The organism is Plantactinospora sp. BB1 (assembly GCF_003030385.1).
Classification (GTDB): domain Bacteria; phylum Actinomycetota; class Actinomycetes; order Mycobacteriales; family Micromonosporaceae; genus Plantactinospora.
Map to the genome: position 1 here is coordinate 364,500 of NZ_CP028159.1, position 16,961 is coordinate 381,460.

Annotated in this window: 13 protein-coding genes; 11 read left to right on the plus strand and 2 right to left on the minus strand. The window is 72.4% G+C overall.

All coding sequences use genetic code 11. From position 1 onward, the window contains the following. The first annotated feature begins 148 nt into the window (after positions 1 to 148). On the plus strand, positions 149 to 1,531 hold the full coding sequence (locus tag C6W10_RS01515; RefSeq protein WP_107256004.1) for an endo-1,4-beta-xylanase: 1,383 nt from the start codon (positions 149 to 151) through the stop codon (positions 1,529 to 1,531). Positions 1,532 to 1,694: 163 nt separating this feature from the next. Here C6W10_RS01515 and C6W10_RS01520 read toward each other — a convergent pair whose 3' ends face one another. After that, a complete protein-coding gene (locus C6W10_RS01520; protein WP_107256005.1) occupies positions 1,695 to 2,291 on the minus strand; it encodes a hypothetical protein in 597 nt (198 codons plus the stop codon). A gap of 84 nt (positions 2,292 to 2,375) precedes the next feature. Continuing rightward, positions 2,376 to 3,419 (minus strand): LacI family DNA-binding transcriptional regulator, encoded by a 1,044-nt coding sequence (locus C6W10_RS01525; RefSeq protein ID WP_107256006.1) that lies wholly within the window; start codon positions 3,417 to 3,419, stop codon positions 2,376 to 2,378. Positions 3,420 to 3,875: 456 nt separating this feature from the next. Here C6W10_RS01525 and C6W10_RS01530 point away from each other — a divergent pair, with 456 nt between their 5' ends. From C6W10_RS01530 to C6W10_RS01575, 10 genes are all read left to right on the plus strand, one after another. Next, positions 3,876 to 4,859, plus strand: coding sequence for an LLM class flavin-dependent oxidoreductase (locus C6W10_RS01530; protein ID WP_159104414.1), 984 nt, complete (start codon positions 3,876 to 3,878; stop codon positions 4,857 to 4,859). A 95-nt stretch (positions 4,860 to 4,954) separates the two neighbouring features. Then, a complete protein-coding gene (locus C6W10_RS01535) occupies positions 4,955 to 5,323 on the plus strand; it encodes a hypothetical protein (protein ID WP_107256008.1) in 369 nt (122 codons plus the stop codon). Positions 5,324 to 5,465: 142 nt separating this feature from the next. After that, positions 5,466 to 6,905: a M28 family peptidase gene (locus C6W10_RS01540; RefSeq protein WP_234361563.1), complete on the plus strand. Its 1,440-nt coding sequence runs from the start codon at positions 5,466 to 5,468 to the stop codon at positions 6,903 to 6,905. A 139-nt stretch (positions 6,906 to 7,044) separates the two neighbouring features. After that, positions 7,045 to 7,986, plus strand: a complete 942-nt coding sequence (locus tag C6W10_RS01545; protein WP_234361564.1) for a hypothetical protein — start codon at positions 7,045 to 7,047, stop codon at positions 7,984 to 7,986. Positions 7,987 to 8,183: 197 nt separating this feature from the next. Then, on the plus strand, positions 8,184 to 9,878 hold the full coding sequence (locus C6W10_RS01550) for an ABC transporter ATP-binding protein (protein ID WP_107256009.1): 1,695 nt from the start codon (positions 8,184 to 8,186) through the stop codon (positions 9,876 to 9,878). A gap of 76 nt (positions 9,879 to 9,954) precedes the next feature. Continuing rightward, positions 9,955 to 11,793, plus strand: a complete 1,839-nt coding sequence (locus C6W10_RS01555) for an ABC transporter ATP-binding protein (protein ID WP_107256010.1) — start codon at positions 9,955 to 9,957, stop codon at positions 11,791 to 11,793. Between the two features lie 308 nt (positions 11,794 to 12,101). Beyond that, positions 12,102 to 13,460 carry an extracellular solute-binding protein gene (locus C6W10_RS01560; RefSeq protein WP_107256011.1) on the plus strand — a complete coding sequence of 453 codons (1,359 nt, stop codon included), beginning with the start codon at positions 12,102 to 12,104 and terminating at the stop codon, positions 13,458 to 13,460. Between the two features lie 25 nt (positions 13,461 to 13,485). Beyond that, a complete protein-coding gene (locus C6W10_RS01565; protein WP_234361565.1) occupies positions 13,486 to 14,430 on the plus strand; it encodes a carbohydrate ABC transporter permease in 945 nt (314 codons plus the stop codon). A gap of 2 nt (positions 14,431 to 14,432) precedes the next feature. Further along, positions 14,433 to 15,332 (plus strand): carbohydrate ABC transporter permease, encoded by a 900-nt coding sequence (locus C6W10_RS01570; protein ID WP_107256012.1) that lies wholly within the window; start codon positions 14,433 to 14,435, stop codon positions 15,330 to 15,332. A gap of 34 nt (positions 15,333 to 15,366) precedes the next feature. Continuing rightward, on the plus strand, positions 15,367 to 16,887 hold the full coding sequence (locus C6W10_RS01575) for an alpha-N-arabinofuranosidase (RefSeq protein ID WP_107256013.1): 1,521 nt from the start codon (positions 15,367 to 15,369) through the stop codon (positions 16,885 to 16,887). Positions 16,888 to 16,961 lie beyond the last annotated feature (74 nt).

The following is a 16,961-nucleotide window of genomic DNA, read 5'->3' on the forward strand; positions in this document are numbered from 1 at the left end:
ACTTCCATCCATTAGAGTCGATTGAATCCACACCGCCCGTCCGCGATCGACGGTGGCGGATCAGGGCGACCTCGACCGTTCCCGCACCGTGACGCCCGGACGGACCACCACCATGCGCCCGTCCGGCCACCCGCCAGAAGGGGCAGAGATGATCAGGAGTTCCACCGACGGCGCCAGGGGTCCGAAGCCGCGCTACCGGTCCCGACTCGCGCTAGTGCTCGGCGCCGTGGGCATGCTCGCCACCGCCGGTGCCGTCGCGCTGCCCAACACCGCCAGCGCGGCGAGCACCCTGGGTGCCTCCGCCGCCGAGCGGGGCGGCCGCTACTTCGGTACCGCCGTGGCGGCGAGCAGGCTGGGTGACAGCGCGTACACGACCATCCTGAACCGCGAGTTCAACCAGGTCACGCCCGAGAACGAAATGAAGATCGACGCGACCGAGCCGCAACAGGGCCAGTTCTCGTACGGCAACGCGGACCGGATCGTGCAGCACGCCCGCAGCCGGGGCATGCAGGTACGCGGCCACACCCTGGCCTGGCACTCGCAGCAGCCCGGCTGGATGCAGAACATGTCCGGCAGTGCCCTGCGGCAGGCCATGCTCAACCACGTCACCCAGGTCGCCACCCACTTCCGGGGCCAGATCGCCTGGTGGGACGTGGTGAATGAGGCGTTCGCCGACGGCAGCAGCGGAGCCCGCCGCGACTCCAACCTCCAGCGCACCGGCAACGACTGGATCGAGGCCGCCTTCCGGGCCGCCGACGCCGCCGACCCGAACGCGCAGCTCTGCTACAACGACTACAACATCGACAACTGGAACGACGCCAAGACCCAGGCCGTCTACCGGATGGTCCAGGACTTCAAGTCCCGGGGCGTACCGATCGACTGCGTCGGCCTCCAGTCGCACTTCACCGGCGGCTCGAACTACCCGAGCAACTACCGCACCACACTCTCCAGCTTCGCCGCCCTCGGCGTCGACGTGCACATCACCGAGCTGGACATCCGGAACGCGCCCGCCGACGCGTACCGCAACGTGACCAACGACTGTCTCGCGGTGGCCCGCTGCAAGGGCATCACGGTCTGGGGCATCCGCGACTCGGACTCGTGGCGGTCCGGCGAGAGCCCGCTGCTCTTCAACGGGAGTGGTCAGAAGAAGCCGGCGTACGACGCCGTACTCACCGCGCTGAACAACGGCAACCCCGGCGGCAACCCGACCACCCCGCCGCCCGGCGGCAACCCCACCACCCCGCCCCCGGGCGGCGGCGGCTGCACCGCCTCGACCACCGCCGGTACGGTCTGGGGCGACCGGTACAACACCACGGTCACCGTCAGCGGCGCCAGCAACTGGACCGTCGTCGTCGCCGTCACCTCACCACAGTCGATCAGCACCACCTGGAGCGGCAGCGCCAGCCTGAGCAGCAACAACACCGTGTTGACGATGCGCTCCAACGGCAGCGGCAACAGCTTCGGCTTCACCACCATGATGAACGGCAACTCCAGCGCCCGACCACAGGTCAGGTCCTGCACCGCCGGCTGACCCGGCAACCCCGCTCCCCCGCCGGCCGCGCGGTGTCCGCACCGCCCGGCCGGCGGCCTCGACCCGGCCGCGACCGTCCATCTGGCCGGTGGCGGCCGGTCAGCCGCTGGCCAGGTCAGCCGGTGGTCAGGTCAACCGGGAGTCAGGTCAACCGGTGGTCAGGTCAGCCGGTGGTCAGTCGGGCTCGCCACGGGTGTGTCGGGTGCACCAGCGCCAGTGCGTCGTCGAGCCAGCGTCGCGCGTCGTCGTCGAGCAGCGGCAGTGCGGTGCCGAAGTCCGCCTCGTCCTTCGCCCGGGTGGCCTTCGCCTTGAACAGCAGTACCACCTCCGGCAGCAGGTACGGAACGCCGTCCGGATCGTGCCGGATGATCTCGGCGTACGGGCGGCGGATCCGCGGGTCGCGCCGGCAGATCCAGAGGTTCCCGTCGTGCGGCTCCCGGAAGACATCCAGCCGCCAGCGTCCGACGGCCCGCTCGTACGCCCAGGTCTGATGGCTGGTCCGCATCGACTCCGGAGTCGGCGGCAGGAGCCGGCCGTCGTGCGGTACGGCGAAGTCACAGTCGCCGAGACGCTCCCGTACCTCGTCGAACCGCTCGGCCGGGACGGCGATCTCCAGGTCGTCGTGCTGCCGGGAGGGTCCGCCCCGACAGAGGTCGACGGCCCAGCCGGCCACCACGCACCAGGGCAGGTCGAGCCCGGCCAGCCGTTCGGCGACCACCGACGGCGGCCACGGGTCCCAGGCGTCGAGGTCCGGTGTCACCGGCCGACGGTAGCCGACCCGGCACGCCGGCCGGAACCGGCGGATCCGGCCCCGACGACCGGCCCGGACCGTCGGCGCCGAAGCTCAGGCCGACTGCCGGCGGACCAGGTGGGTGTCCAGGAAGACGGCCGGCGAGGGGATGTCGTCGCCCCGGATCTGCGCGACCAGCAGCCTGGCCATCTCCGTCCCCATCGTGATCACCGGCTGGTGCACCGAGGTCAGCGGCGGATTGGCGTGCAGCGCCAGCGACGAGTCCTCGTAGCCGACCACCGCCACGTCCGCCGGGATGCGCCGGCCGGCCTCGTGCAGCGCCTGCATGGCTCCCAACGCCATCAGGTCGGAGGCGGCGAAGACCGCGTCGATGTCGCCTCGCCGGTGCAGCAGCCGGCGCATCGCCTCGATGCCGCTGTTCGCGCTGAAGTCGCCGTAGTCGATCAGGTCCTCGGAGACCGGCCGGCCGTGCGCGACGAGCGCCTCGCGGTAGCCGACCAGCCGGGTCACCCCGGCACCCATGTCCTGCGGCCCGGCGACCGTGGCGACCGTCCGCCGGCCGATCCCGATCAGGTACTCGACCGCCTGCCGGGCGCCGCCCGCGTTGTCCACGTCGACGAAGTACGCCGGCTGCGCGCCCAGGCCGAGCATCCGGGCCGGCCGTCCACCCAGGACGGTCGGCAGTCCCCGCTCCATCAGCAGGCCCGGCAGCGGATCCGCGTCGTGCAGCGAGATCAGCATCACCCCGTCGACGTGCTGGTCGGTGAGCTGGTGCTCCATCTTCTCCCGGCCGCCGGGCGACTGGATCCAGGAGAGCCACAGTTGCAGCGGAGTGTCGGCGAGTCCGGCGCTGACCCCCCGGGCGATGCCGGCGAAGAACGGCTCACCGAACGCCCGCTCCCCGGACTCGGAGATGACCAGCGCGACCGAGTCGGTCCGCTGGGTGACCAGTGCCCGGGCGGCACGGTTCGGCACGTACCCCAGCTCCCGGACCGCCGCCCACACCGCGGCCCGGACCGTCGGGCTGACCTGGGAGGAGTTGTTCACCACCCGCGACGCGGTGCCGCGCCCGACGCCCGCGCGGGCCGCGACCTCGCTCAACGTGGGCCTGCCGAGGTCGCGGCGCTGAGATCTCATGATCTGCTCCCGGGACGTGCGTTGATCGACGGTGGGTCCAGGCTAGGCGGCTGCCGAGCAGACCCCGGCCTGGTCGGTGCGCCACGCCGAGGCGCCACTCGACGGGGTTGTTACATCGATGATGATATGGTTTCTGGCCGGCTTTCGACCCCGGCCGTCCGGTCCATCCCGCCACCGGTTCGACCGTGGACGCGGCAGCACCACCCCCCGGCGCATCCGGCGCACACGGCACGGCAGCGAACCCGGCGCCACCGGCCGTCGCACGGCAACGGATGCCGCGCAACCGGCCCGCAGCATGGCAACGAACCCGGCGCCACCGGTCCGTCGCACGGCAACGGACGCCGCGCAACCGGTCCGCAGCATGGCAACGAACCCGGCGCCACCGGTCCGCAGCATTGCAGCGGACGCGGTGCCGCCGGAGCCCGGGACGGCACCAGCGATAGCGGAGGGGGTCCGGTGACCCGGTTCGGTTGGTTCCTCGGTCACGAGGAGTGGCAGCCCGAGCTGCTGGTCGCCCAGGCCCACCGGGCCGAGCAGGCCGGCTTCGACGCGATCCTCGTCTCCGACCACCTCCAGCCCTGGGTGGACGACGCCGGTGCGGCCGGGCACGGCTGGGCCACGCTGGGCGCCGTCGCCGCGGCGACCCGGAGCGCCACGCTGGTCTCGGCGGTGGCCTGCCCGCTGTTCCGCCAGCATCCGGTACTGGTGGCGCAGGCCGCCGCCACCCTCGACCGGCTCTCCGGCGGCCGGTTCGAACTCGGGGTCGGCACCGGGGAGGGCATCAACGAGGCACCGCTGGGCCGGTTTCCGCCGTACCCGGAGCGGCTGGCCCGGATGACCGAGGCGCTCGGACTGATCCGGCCGCTGCTGGCCGGCGAGACCGTCGAACAGCCGGATGCGGCGTACTATCCGGTCTCCTCGATCCGGCTGCACAGTCCACCGTCGAGCGGCGTACCGGTGCACCTGGCGGCGGCCGGTCCCCGCTCGGCGGCCACCGCCGGTCGGCTCGCCGACGGGGTGGTCAGCTCGGTCAAGGACCCCGAACGGACCGGCCGGGAGGTGGTGGACGTGGCTCGGGCGGCGGCCTCGGCCGTCGGGCGTACGCCACCGAGGGTGGTGCTGAGCAGCTTCGTCGTACTCGCCGACAGCGACGACGAGGCGTTGCGGGCGCTGCGGCCCTGGCGCGGGCTGCGTACCCCCGGTCGGCTGGTGGCGTCGAGCCCGGGCCGGCTGCGCCAGCGGGCCGACCGGCTCGGCCCGGCGGCGATCCTCGCCCGGTATCGGCGGGTCGGCGAGCCCCGGCAACTCCTCGACTTCTGTCAGTTGCTGCTCGACCGGCTCCGCCCGGACGTGCTGGCCCTCCAGGTGGCCGCGACCGACGGCACCGCCGCAGTCGAACGCTTCGCCGAACTCGTCGAGCGGCTGCGTCAACGCGGCTGAGCTGCGACTCCGCTCCACGCTCGACCACTGTGGACGGCTGCCGCCAGCACCCTCCCGGGTGCACGATTAGAACACATGTACGATAGAATATCGAGGTGTACGACAGCCGAGACCAGGCCGGCGGCCCCGCCCGCCTCGCCGCCCAGCAGCCCACCGACCGCCGACTCGTCCTCACCCGGGTGCACCGGATCGCCACGGACTACGCCGGTGGCTATCGCGAGGGGTTGGTCCGGGCCACCGCCCTTGCCGAGCTCGCCGATCTCGCCGCCGACCCCGACCTGCTCGCCCAGGCCGCCGCCATGCACGCCGTCGCCGACAACTGGTATGCGATCAACGCCGTCGACCTGCTGCTCGAAGCCGGCGCCCCGCCGGAACTCCTGCACTCCTACCTGGACGCGCCCGGCTGCCCCGACGAGCCGGCGCCGGTCGACCCGGAGAGCGGCGGCCCGGTAATTCGATCTTGAATTCGGTCGTCGGGCAGGGCTACATTCACTGCACCGTAACCCCGAGTTCCCCCACCGCGACCACGTTCTTTCGACGGTGACCATCCCCGCGGTCCGCACGCCGGTGATGTCGGCCCGGACCGGCGCAACCAGGAGGACCACATTGGAGAGCCGCCCCGATTCCCCCGCCGCCGACGCCGAGGCTCCGGAGAAGTTCGCGGTCAACCGACGCCGGGCGCTCGCGCTCGGCCTGGGCGGTGCGGCCGCCCTCGCCACCGCCGGCCCGGCCTGGGCGGTGACCGACCAGCGCCCGGGTGCGGTCCGTCCACCGAGCCTGGGCGTGCACGACCGGCTGGTCGCCGGCCGTGTCTCGGCCAGGCGGGCGCTGCACCACCTGCGGCATCTCTCCGAGCGGATCGGCCCGCGCATCGGCGGCACCTCCTCCGAGCGGACCGCCGCGAAATACCTCGCCGACGAACTCGACGACCTCGGCTACCGGACGACGCTCCAGCCGTTCACCGTCGCCGACAAGTTCCTCGGCCAGCTCAGCTCCCGTCCCGGCCTGCCCGACGACCTGAACTGGCAGGTCGGGGCGTCGCCACACGCCGCCCTCGACACCCGGGTCACCGGCCGGGTGGTGGACGTCGGCGCCGGGGCACCGGAAAACTACCCGGCGGACGTCGCCGGCAAGGTCGTACTCGTAGACTACGTCGCGGCGCAGCGCGAGACCCTGGTCGCCACCGCCGTGGCCAAGCGGGTGGCGGCGGTGGTCTTCCTGCCGGCCGACCTCGCGGAGCCGCGCCGGGCGCAGGCGTTCTCGCCCACCCTGCCCGGCTCGGCCACCTCGCCGGTGCCGATCCCGGTGGTCGGCGTCGCCCAGGCGCAGAAGCACCGGCTGCGGGAGCGGCTCGCCGCCCGCCCGCTGACCCTGACCGTCGCCACCTCGGCGCACCGGGGCCTCACCTCGCACAACGTGCTCGCCGAGCGGGCGCCCCGGTGGGGTGGCCAGCACAGCCCGGTGGTCATGGTGACCGCGCACTACGACACGGTGATCGGCGCCCCGGGCGCCAACGACGACGGCTCGGGTACGGTGCTCTGCCTCGAACTGGCCCGGGTATTGCGCAGCCTGCCCGTCGACGCGACCATCCGGTTCGGGCTCTGGGGCTCGGAGGAGCAGGGGCTGCTCGGCTCCCGCTACTACGTCGCCCAACTGCCGCAGGCCGAGCGGGACCGGATCGTCGCCGTCTACCAGAACGACATGGTGGCGACGAGCTGGGATCCGGCGACCCGGTACTGGCTGCTCTCCTTCGACGGTCTGGCGAACCGGGCCACCGACGAGGTCGCCGCCGCCGCGACCCGGCTCGGCTACCAGCCCCGGATCTCCCCGGTTACCCAGCGCGGTTCCAGCGACCACCAGTCGTTCCAGGAGGTCGGCATCGCCAGTGCCAACTTCTCCTGGCGGGGTGAGGAGTCTCCGGCGCTGCTGGAGCCGCCGTACCACAGCCCCGAGGACACCATCGAGAAGAACATCAGCCTCTCCCGGCTCCAGGTGTCGCTGGAGCTGATCGGCACCGCTGCGTACGCCACCGCCCGGCGCCCCTGACCGAGCCGCCGGCCCGGGTCGAGGCCCGGGCCGGCGGCCGGCTGTCGGCCGCGCCGCACGGTCAAACCATGCGATCCGCATGGTCGAACCGTGCGGCGCGCGGCTGCCGGTTAAGCGGCGGCACCGACAGCCTTGAGCCATGACAGCCACCACGCCGGACACCACGGTCCGGAACACGGAATCCGCCGGCATCCCGGAGAGCCACTCCCGGCACTCCGGTACGCCCCGACACCGCCCCGTACGGCACTTCCTGCGGCACTTCGCCGAGATGGTCATCGCGATGGTCGTCGGGATGCTGCTCTTCGGCCCGGTGTGGGAGGTGCTGGCCACCGCCGTCGACGCCGCCACCGGGCTCGACCTGACCCGGGTACTCGGCCGTCCCGACCTCGGCGCACTGGTGATGGCCACCAACATGACGCTGGCGATGACCATCTGGATGCGTCACCGCGGCCACGGCTGGGCTCCGGTCGCCGAGATGGGCGCCGCGATGTACCTGCCGTTCCTGCTCTTCCTTCCGCCGTACTGGCTCGGGGCGGTGAGCGGGGAGTTCCTGATGGCGGCCGGTCACGTACTGATGCTGCCGGCGATGCTGCTCGTGATGCTCCGCCGGGTGGACGAGTACAGCGCTGCGCATCCGGCCGGCGGTCACCCGGCCCCGGCCGTCATCGCCTCGGACAGCGGAGCCGGCCGCGTGGTCGGGTTGTTGAAACGGCGCTGGCCGACCTGGCTGGCCCTGGTGGTGACCATCGACAACTGGACGAACCCGCTGGTCCTCGACGCCTGGGTGATGCTGATCCTCCCCCTCGCCTACCTGGGAATCGGCGCGGTACGCCGGGAGTTCGGCGACCGGCGCATCCTCGCGGTGCAACTCGCCGGGCTGGCCGGCTACCTGCTGCTGATCGGTGCTGCCCTGATGGTGCCGGACGATCTGGGCCGCTATCTGGTCGGCTTCGGCTGGCTCGCCCACGGGGTCTGGGACTACGCCCACCACCGGGCCAACCGGGTGGTTCCGCGCGGCTTCTCCGAGTGGTGCGGGGTCGTCGACGTGGTCGTCGGGATCACGATCATCTTCCTGGCATAGCGGAACGGTCCGGCTGTCGACGGCGTCACGGGGGTGCCCGGCCGTCGACGGCGTAACGGGGGTGCCCGGCCGTCGACGGCGTGACGGGGGCTGCCGGGCGGAGGTGGCGGCGGGTCGGTCCGGCAGGGCGCTGGGACCGGCCCGCCGCGATGGTAGGTTAGCCTAACCTTCAGTTCGACAAGCGAGGGAGCCCGAGCGTGCCGACCGGCAGTCCCACGGCACGTACCGTGCTGACCGGCGCCATCACCGGACAGCTCCGGCACGTACTCGCCAGCGCCGGGCTCAGCGCCAGTCACCAGGCCGGCGAGGCACTCGTACCGGTGCTGATCGGTGTCGTCATCGACCGGGCCGTCGGCCGGGGCGGGGTGGTCGACCTGATCGGCTGGATCGGCGTACTGGCCGTGGTGTTCGCGGTGCTGTCGACGAGCTTCCGACTCAGCGCCCGTACCGGTGAACGCGCCGTCGAGCAGGCCGCGCACCAGCTCCGGCTCTCGCTCACCCGGCGGATCCTGGACCACCGGGGCGGGGCGGAGACGGGTCGGCTGCCGGGTGCCCTGGTCGCCACCGCCACCGGTGACGCCGACCGGGTCGGTTCGGTGAACCGGGCCCTCGCCACCGCGATCGGAGCCTCCACCGGCCTGCTCGTCGGCGGCGTCGCCCTGCTGGTGGTCTCGGTGCCGCTCGGACTGCTGGTGCTGGTCGGCGCACCGCTGCTGCTCTGGCTGGCCCATCGACTCGGCCGCCCGCTGGAGCGGCGCAGCCACGCCGAGCAGGAGCGGGCGGCGTACGCCTCCGGGGTGGCCGCCGACCTCGTCGCCGGCCTGCGCGTACTCAAGGGTCTCGGCGCGGCCCCGGCCGCCGCCCAGCGCTACCGGCGGACCAGCCGCGAGTCGCTCGCCGCCACGGTCCGGGCGGCCCAGGCCCAGGCCTGGTACGACGGCACCCTGCTCATCATCACCGGACTCTTCGTCGCCGCCGTCGGCCTGCTCGGCGGCCGACTGGCCGCGCAGGGCGACCTGACCGTCGGGCAACTCGTCGCGGCGGTCGGCCTGGCGCTCTTCCTGCTCGGACCGCTCTCCATCTTCGGCTGGGTGAACGCCGAGTTCGCCCAGGGCCGCGCCTCCGCCGACCGGATCGCCTCGGTGCTCGGCGCACCTCCAGCGACGCCCACCGGAGACGGCTCCCCCGACACCCCGGTACGCGGTCGTGTCGACCTGCGGGACGTCCGGCACGGCACGCTCTGCGGGGTCGACCTGCACGTCGGCGCGGGCGAACTGGTCGGCGTCGTGGCGACCGACCCGGCCATCGCCGACGACCTGCTGCGCTGCCTCGGTCGCGACGTGGACCCGGAGCACGGCAGCGTCGAACTGGACGGCGTCGGCCTGCACACCCTGGACCCCGAGCGGCTGCGCGCCGCGATCCTGGTCGCCCCGCACGACGCCGACCTCTTCGAGGGGACCCTGCGGGACAACGTCGACGCGGCGGCGAGCGCCGGCACCGACGTACGCCGGGCGCTGGCCGCCGCCGACGTGGCGGAGGTGGCCCGGACGCTGCCGCAGGGAATCGACACGCTGCTCACCGAACGCGGACGGTCGCTCTCCGGCGGGCAGCGTCAGCGGGTGGCCCTGGCCCGGGCGCTCGCCGCCGAGCCGCCGGTGCTGGTCCTGCACGATCCGACCACCGCGGTCGACGCGGCCACCGAGGCCCGGATCGCGGCCGGCCTGCGGGAACTCCGGCAGGGCCGGACGACGCTGCTGGTGACGACCAGCCCGGCGCTGCTCGCGGTCACCGACCGGGTGGTACTGCTCGACGGCGGCGTGGTGCGGGCCGAGGGGAGCCATCCCGACCTGATCCGGCGGGACGCCGGCTACCGGTCGTCGGTGCTGCGATGAACGCCGGCCGACGATTCCGGGAACCTTCCCCACAGGTCGACGGCGGCCGGGGCACCAGGACGCGAGGAGTTTCCCGATGAGCGAGCCCGGCGGCGCCGACCAGCCGGTCCGTGAGCTGCTGCCGACCGCGACCGGACGGCAGGTCCGACACACCCTGGCCGAGTTGCTGCGGCCGCGCCGCTGGCTCGCCGGCCGCGCCCTCGGCCTGCTCGTCGGCTCCACCGCGGTCGGGCTGCTCACCGCGCCGCTGCTCGGCTACATCGTGGACCTGGTCGTCGAGGGACGGCCACCCGCCGCGATCACCACCCCGACGGTGCTGCTCGGGCTGGTCGCGGTCGTCCAGGGGGTCACGCTGGCGCTGGGGCTGTCCCAGGTCGCCCGGCTCGGCGAGGGGATGCTCGCGGACCTGCGGGAACGGTTCATCGACCGGGTACTGGACCTGCCGCTGGAGCAGGTCGAGCGGGCCGGGTCCGGTGACCTCACCGCGCGGGTCACCGGGGACGTGACCGTGATCGCCGAGGCGGTCCGGACCGCACTGCCACAGCTCGCCCGCTCCGGCCTGACCATCGCCCTGACGCTGGTCGGGCTCGCCGTACTCGACTGGCGGTTCCTGCTCGCCGCGCTGCTCGCGGTGCCGATCCAGCTGCACACCGCCCGGTGGTACGCCCGCCGCGCCCAGCCGCTCTACGCCAGCCAGCGGGTGGCGCACGGCGCCCAGCAGCAGCAGTTGCTCGACACGGTCGGCGGCGCCCGGACGGTACGCGCGTTCCGGCTCACCGAGCCGCACCTGCACCGGGTCTCCGGCAGTTCCGTCGCGGCGGTGGAGCTGACGCTGCGCGGAATCCGGCTGATGACCCGCTTCTTCGGGCGGCTCAACCTCGCCGAGTTCGTCGGGTTGACCGCCGTACTGGTGACCGGCTTCCTGCTGGTGCGCGCGGACGCGGTCTCGGTCGGTACGGCCTCCGCCGCCGCCCTCTACTTCCACAACCTCTTCGGCCCGCTCAACGCCGCGCTGAGCCTGGTCGACGACGCGCAGTCGGCCGTCGCCAGCCTGGTCCGGCTGGTCGGTGTCACCGGGTTGCCGGTGCGTCGGCAGCCGGAGAACCGGCCCGTGCCGGTGGACGGCGGCGTGGAGACGAAGGAGTTGCGGCACGCGTACGTGCCGGGGCACGACGTACTGCACGACGTGACGTTGCACGTGGCGCCGAACGAGCGGGTCGCGCTGGTCGGGGCGAGCGGTGCCGGCAAGACCACGCTGGCCAAGTTGATCGCCGGGATCCACCGGCCCAGCGGCGGCGGGATCCGGCTCGGTGGGGTACCGATCGAGGATCTCGGCGTCGTGGCCGGGCGGACGGTGGGGCTGGTCAGCCAGGAGGTGCACGTCTTCGCCGGGCCGCTCGCCGAGGACCTGCGGCTGGCCGGGCCGGACGCCACCGACGAGGAGTTGCTCGCCGCGCTGGACCGGGTCGGCGCGCTGGGCTGGGTACGCGCGCTGCCGGACGGGCTGGCCACGGTGGTCGGCGACGGCGGGCACCGGTTGACGGCGGCGCAGGCGCAGCAGTTGGCCCTGGCCCGGCTGGTACTCGCCGCGCCGCCGGTGGCGATCCTGGACGAGGCGACCGCCGAGGCCGGCAGCGCGGGGGCCCGGCAGTTGGAGACGGCGGCGGCGCGGGCGCTGGACGGGCGTACCGGGCTGGTGGTGGCACACCGGCTGACCCAGGCCGCCGCCGCGGACCGGATCATCGTGCTGGACGCCGGTCGGGTGGCGGAGACCGGCACGCACGACGAACTCGTCGCCGCCGGCGGCCGGTACGCGGCGCTCTGGGCGGCCTGGACCGGCACCCGGGAGACGCCCCGGCCGGACCCGCTGCCGGAGCAGCGGCAGCCGGAGCCGACGACCAGCACCGAGGGCTGAGGCTCCCGCTTCGGGCTCGGTGCCGGGTACCGGTTGAAACGATAGGAACTCGCCCGGTCACGCCGCCCCGGCCCGGGACCGTCCGGCCGGCTGGGCACCGAGGACCGACCGCGCCGGTTTGGGCAGGAAAACGGCGAGCAACGATTGACGACACTCCACACGACCGGCAACAATCTGCACCAGTGTGATCGCTAACATCGGCCGCTCCGGTAGGCGACCACCGGTGCTGCGCCGTGTCGCCGTACCCACCGGAGCCCGGGATTGGTGCCTGAAACGGTTCATCGACTACTCCGGTCAGGAGGGGAACCATGCACGGTCCGCCACCCGCCCCCCGACCCCCGGGACCGGCGCTGAGCCGTCGCGGCGTACTGCTCGGCGCGCTCGCCGGTGCCGGCGCCGCCACCCTCGCCGGCTGCGCCAGCCCGGTCGGCGCCGGACTGCTCAAGACCGACGCGGCGCCCGGCGCCATCGAATACTGGAACCTCTTCGGTGGCGGGGACGGCGTCCGGATGCAGCAGATCCAGGACGCCTTCCGCCGGGCGAACCCCGACATCCCGCTCAAGGCCATCACGCTGGCCTGGGGCGACCCGTACTACACCAAGCTCTCCCTGGCCACCGTCGGGGAGGAGCCGCCGGACGTGGCCATCTCGCACCTCACCCGGATGAAGACCCTGGTCGACGCGGGACTGCTCCAGGAACTGCGCCCCGAGGACCTGGCCCGGCACGGCATGGCGCCGGAGAAGTTCAACCAGCGGGCCTGGCAGGCCGGGCTGGTCGACGGCCGGGCGTACGCGGTCCCGCTGGACACCCACCCGTTCGTGCTCTTCTACAACACCGAGATCTGCCAGCAGGCCGGACTGCTCGACTCCGACGGCCAGCTCAAACCGATCGTCGGCGAGGCGGCGTTCGTCGACGCGCTCGCCCGGGTCAAGCAGGTGACCGGCGGGTACGCCGCCACCCACGGCATCAACTCCGACCCGGCGTCGCCGTTCCGGTTCTTCCAGACCCTCTACTCCCAGCTCGAAGGCGAGATCCTGGCCGACGACGGCGCGCGGGTGGTGCTCGACGACGCCAAGGCGGGCCGGGTGCTCGACTACCTGCGCGCCCTCACCGTCGAAGAGGGGCTGATCCCGGGCGGCGCCGACTACCCGGGCGCTATCGCGATGTTCGCCACCGGGCAGGTCGGCTTCCACCTGAACGGCGAGTGGGAGATCAGCACCTTCCAGACCGCCAAGATGCCGTTCGGGATGACGCTGGTGCCGAACATCTTCGGCGGACCACACGCCGTGCAGGCCGACTCGCACACCCTCATCCTGCCGGCCCGCCCCGACGCCGACCGGGCCCGGCTGGACCGGGCGCTGCACTTCGTCCGCTTCGTTCTCGACCAGAGCCTCACCTGGGCGGAGGGCGGACACGTCCCGACCTGGCTGCCGTTCGCCGAGAGCGACGCCTACCGCCGGCTCAGTCCACAGTCGAGCTACGCGGCGGCGGCGGACACCGCCGTCTACGACCCGCCCGCCTGGTACTCCGGCTCCGCCTCCAACTTCGAGAACGTGATCGGCTCGGCGGTCGGCGCGGTGGAGGCCGGGCAGCTCAGCCCCCAGGCCGCGATCGCGCAGATCCGTACGCAGCTCTCCGTCCTCGCCCAGACCCCGTCACCGGTGTGACCTGACCTCATCGAGGAGGTATGCCGTGGCCACCACCACCCACTCCCCCGACCGGACGGAGACCGGATCCGGCTCGCCGTCGCCGACCGCCGAGCAGCGGCCCGGGCATGGCCGGCCGGCGCTGCTCTTCCTGGCCCCGTTCCTCGCGCTCTACCTGCTCTTCATCATCGGCCCCGCGCTCTACGGGCTGGTGATGAGCTTCTTCCACACCAGCCTGGTCCGACCCGGGCTCGGCGACTTCGCCGGCCTGGACAACTACGCCGAGGCGCTGGGCAGTCCCGACTTCTGGTGGGCGCTCTGGCACACCGCCTGGTTCACCCTGTTGACCACTCCGCCGCTGGTCCTGCTGGCGCTGGTCTTCGCGCTGCTGGCCGAGCGCGCCCGCCGGGGACGCTGGTTCTTCCGGCTGGCCTTCTTCCTGCCGTACGTGCTGCCCTCCGCCGTGGTGGCGTTGATCTGGCTGTGGATGTACACGCCGGAACTCGGCCTGTTCAGCCGGACCGTCGACGCGCTCGGCCTCACCGCGCCGAACTGGCTCGGCGACCCGTCCTGGGCGATGGTCTCGCTGGCGATCGCCACCGTCTGGTGGACGCTCGGCTTCAACTTCGTGCTCTACCTCGCCGGCCTCCAGGACGTACCCCGGGACCTCTACGAGGCGTCCGCGATCGACGGCGCCGGGCCGTGGCAGCAGATCCGCCGGATCACCCTGCCACTGCTGGCCCGCACCACCACGCTGGTGGTGGTACTCCAGGTGATCGCCTCGCTGAAGGTCTTCGACCAGATGTACCTGATGACCAGCGGCGGCCCGAACTTCAGCACCCGCTCGGCGCTCCAGTACGTCTACGAGGTCGGCTTCACCGACTACCGGACCGGCTACGCCGCCGCCGCGTCCACCCTGTTCTTCCTGCTCGTACTGGCGGTCTCCACGGTCTGGCTGGTCATGACCCGCCGCCAGGAATCGGGGGTGTGAGGATGGCACTACTCGAATCGACCCGCGACACCGACCGGGACCGCCGCACCGAGGCCGGTAGCGCGGCGCTGGCACACTCGGTCGACCGACGACTCCGGCTCTTCAACCGCTGCTGCATCGGGATCCTGGTCGCGTTCGCGCTGCTCTGGCTCGTGCCGCTGGCCTGGGCGGTGGACACCTCGCTGAAGCCGAACGCGGAGACCACCGACCCGACCTGGTGGATCGAGAATCCGACGCTGGGCGCATACCACACGGTGCTGACCCAGAGCGACATGCTCAGCTGGTATCTCTCCAGCTTCGTCACCTCGACCCTGGCCGCCGCCGGTACGGTCCTCACCGCGAGCATGGCGGCGTACGCGCTGTCCCGGCTGCGGTTCCGGTACCGCCGGCTGGTCTACTGGTTCGTGCTCTGCGGCCTGCTCATCCCGAGTCAGGTGCTGATCGTGCCGCAGTTCCGGGAACTCGGCAGTGTGCATCTGCTGAACACCTGGTGGGCGGTGTTCCTGCCGCAGGTCCCGACCGCCATCGCGATCTTCATCTTCAAGCAGTTCTTCGACGGGATCCCCCGGGACCTCGACGAGGCCGCCCGGATGGACGGCGCCGGCTTCTTCCGGACGTACCGTCGGGTCGTCATGCCGCTCTCCCGGCCCGCGGTCTCCGCCGTGACGATCTTCACCTTCGTCTGGAGCTGGAACAACCTGCTCTGGCCGCTGCTCGCGGTCACCGACCCGGAGTTGATGACCATCCCGGTCGGCCTCGCCGCCATCCAGGGCACCTACGGCATCCGCTACGCCGACACGATGGCGTCGGCGGTCCTCGGCGCGCTGCCGCTGGTCCTGGTCTTCCTGCTCTTCCAGCGGCGGATCGTCGAGGGCATCGCCGGCACCGGGCTGAAAGGCTGACCCACCGCACCGAAGATCGACCGTTGGAGGTTTTGTGCACCAGGCCGCGTTGACCATCGATCCCGCATTCCGGATCGCCGAGGTCGACCCGAGGATCTACGGCTCGTTCGTGGAACACCTCGGGCGCTGCGTCTACACCGGGATCTACGAGCCGGGACATCCGACCGCCGACGAGCACGGGTTCCGCCGGGACGTGGCGGAGCTGGTCCGCCAGCTCGGCGTGCCCGTACTGCGCTATCCGGGCGGCAACTTCGTCTCGGGTTACAACTGGGAGGACGGCATCGGCCCGCGCGAGTCCCGGCCCCGCCGGCTCGACCTGGCCTGGCGCTCCATCGAAACCAACGAGGTCGGTGTCGACGAGTTCGTCGGCTGGACCCGCCGGGTCGGCAGTGAGCCGATGATGGCGGTCAACCTCGGCACCCGGGGGGTGGACGCCGCCCGCACCCTGCTGGAATACACCAACCATCCGGGCGGGACGTACTGGTCCGACCTGCGGCGCAAGCACGGCAGCCCCGAGCCGTACGACATCAAGCTGTGGTGCCTCGGCAACGAGATGGACGGCCCGTGGCAGACCGGGTTCGCCACGGCCCGGGAGTACGGCCGGCTGGCCGCGCAGACCGCGCAGGCGATGCGCCGGGTCGACCCCTCGATCGAACTCGTCGCCTGCGGCAGTTCCGGCAGCGGGATGCCGACCTTCGGCAGTTGGGAGGCGACCGTACTGGAGGAGACCTACGACCTGGTCGACTACGTCTCGGTGCACAGCTACTACCAGGAGCACGACGGCGACCGGGACAGCTTCCTGGCCAGCGCGGTCGACCTGGACCGGTTCATGGAGTCGGTGGTGGCCACCTGCGACCACGTCCGGGCGGTCGGCAAGCACCGCAAGCGGATCAACCTCTCGGTCGACGAGTGGAACGTCTGGTATCAGAGCCGGTTCGTCGGGGAGGAGAAGCTCGACTGGGCGGAGGCGCCCCGGCTGATCGAGGACGTCTACTCGGTGGTCGACGCGGTGGTCGTCGGCGATCTGCTGATCTCGCTGCTCCGGCAGGCCGACCGGGTCAAGATCGCTTGTCTGGCGCAGCTCGTCAACGTCATCGCGCCGATCCGCAGCGAACCGGGCGGGCCGGCCTGGGTGCAGCCGACGTACCACCCGTTCGCGCTCACCTCCCGGCACGGTCGCGGCACTGTGTTGCGGGTCGAGCCGACCGGGCGGTCGCACGACACCGCCCGGCACGGCGAGGTGCCGACGGTCACCGCGACCGCCGTCCGGGACGACGAGTCCGGCGCGGTCACCCTCTTCGCGGTCAACCGGGACCAGCGGGAACCGCTCGCCCTCGACGTCGACCTGCGGGCCTGCGCCGGGCTCGTCGCCGGGGAGCACGTCGTGCTGACCGACTCGGACCCCGAGGCGACGAACAGCGCGGAGGCGCCCGAGCGGGTGACGCCGAGCCGGCTCGCCGACCTCAAGGTCGAGGGCGGACGGCTCAGCGTGGTCCTGCCGGCGCTCTCCTGGAACATGATCCGGCTGACCGCCGCCGACGCCACCCAGAGCTGAAGACCAGGCACCGCCCCTCGACGGCCGAGCCGGAGATACCTGGCAGGCGCACTGTAGAGCTGGGTGCACAGGCG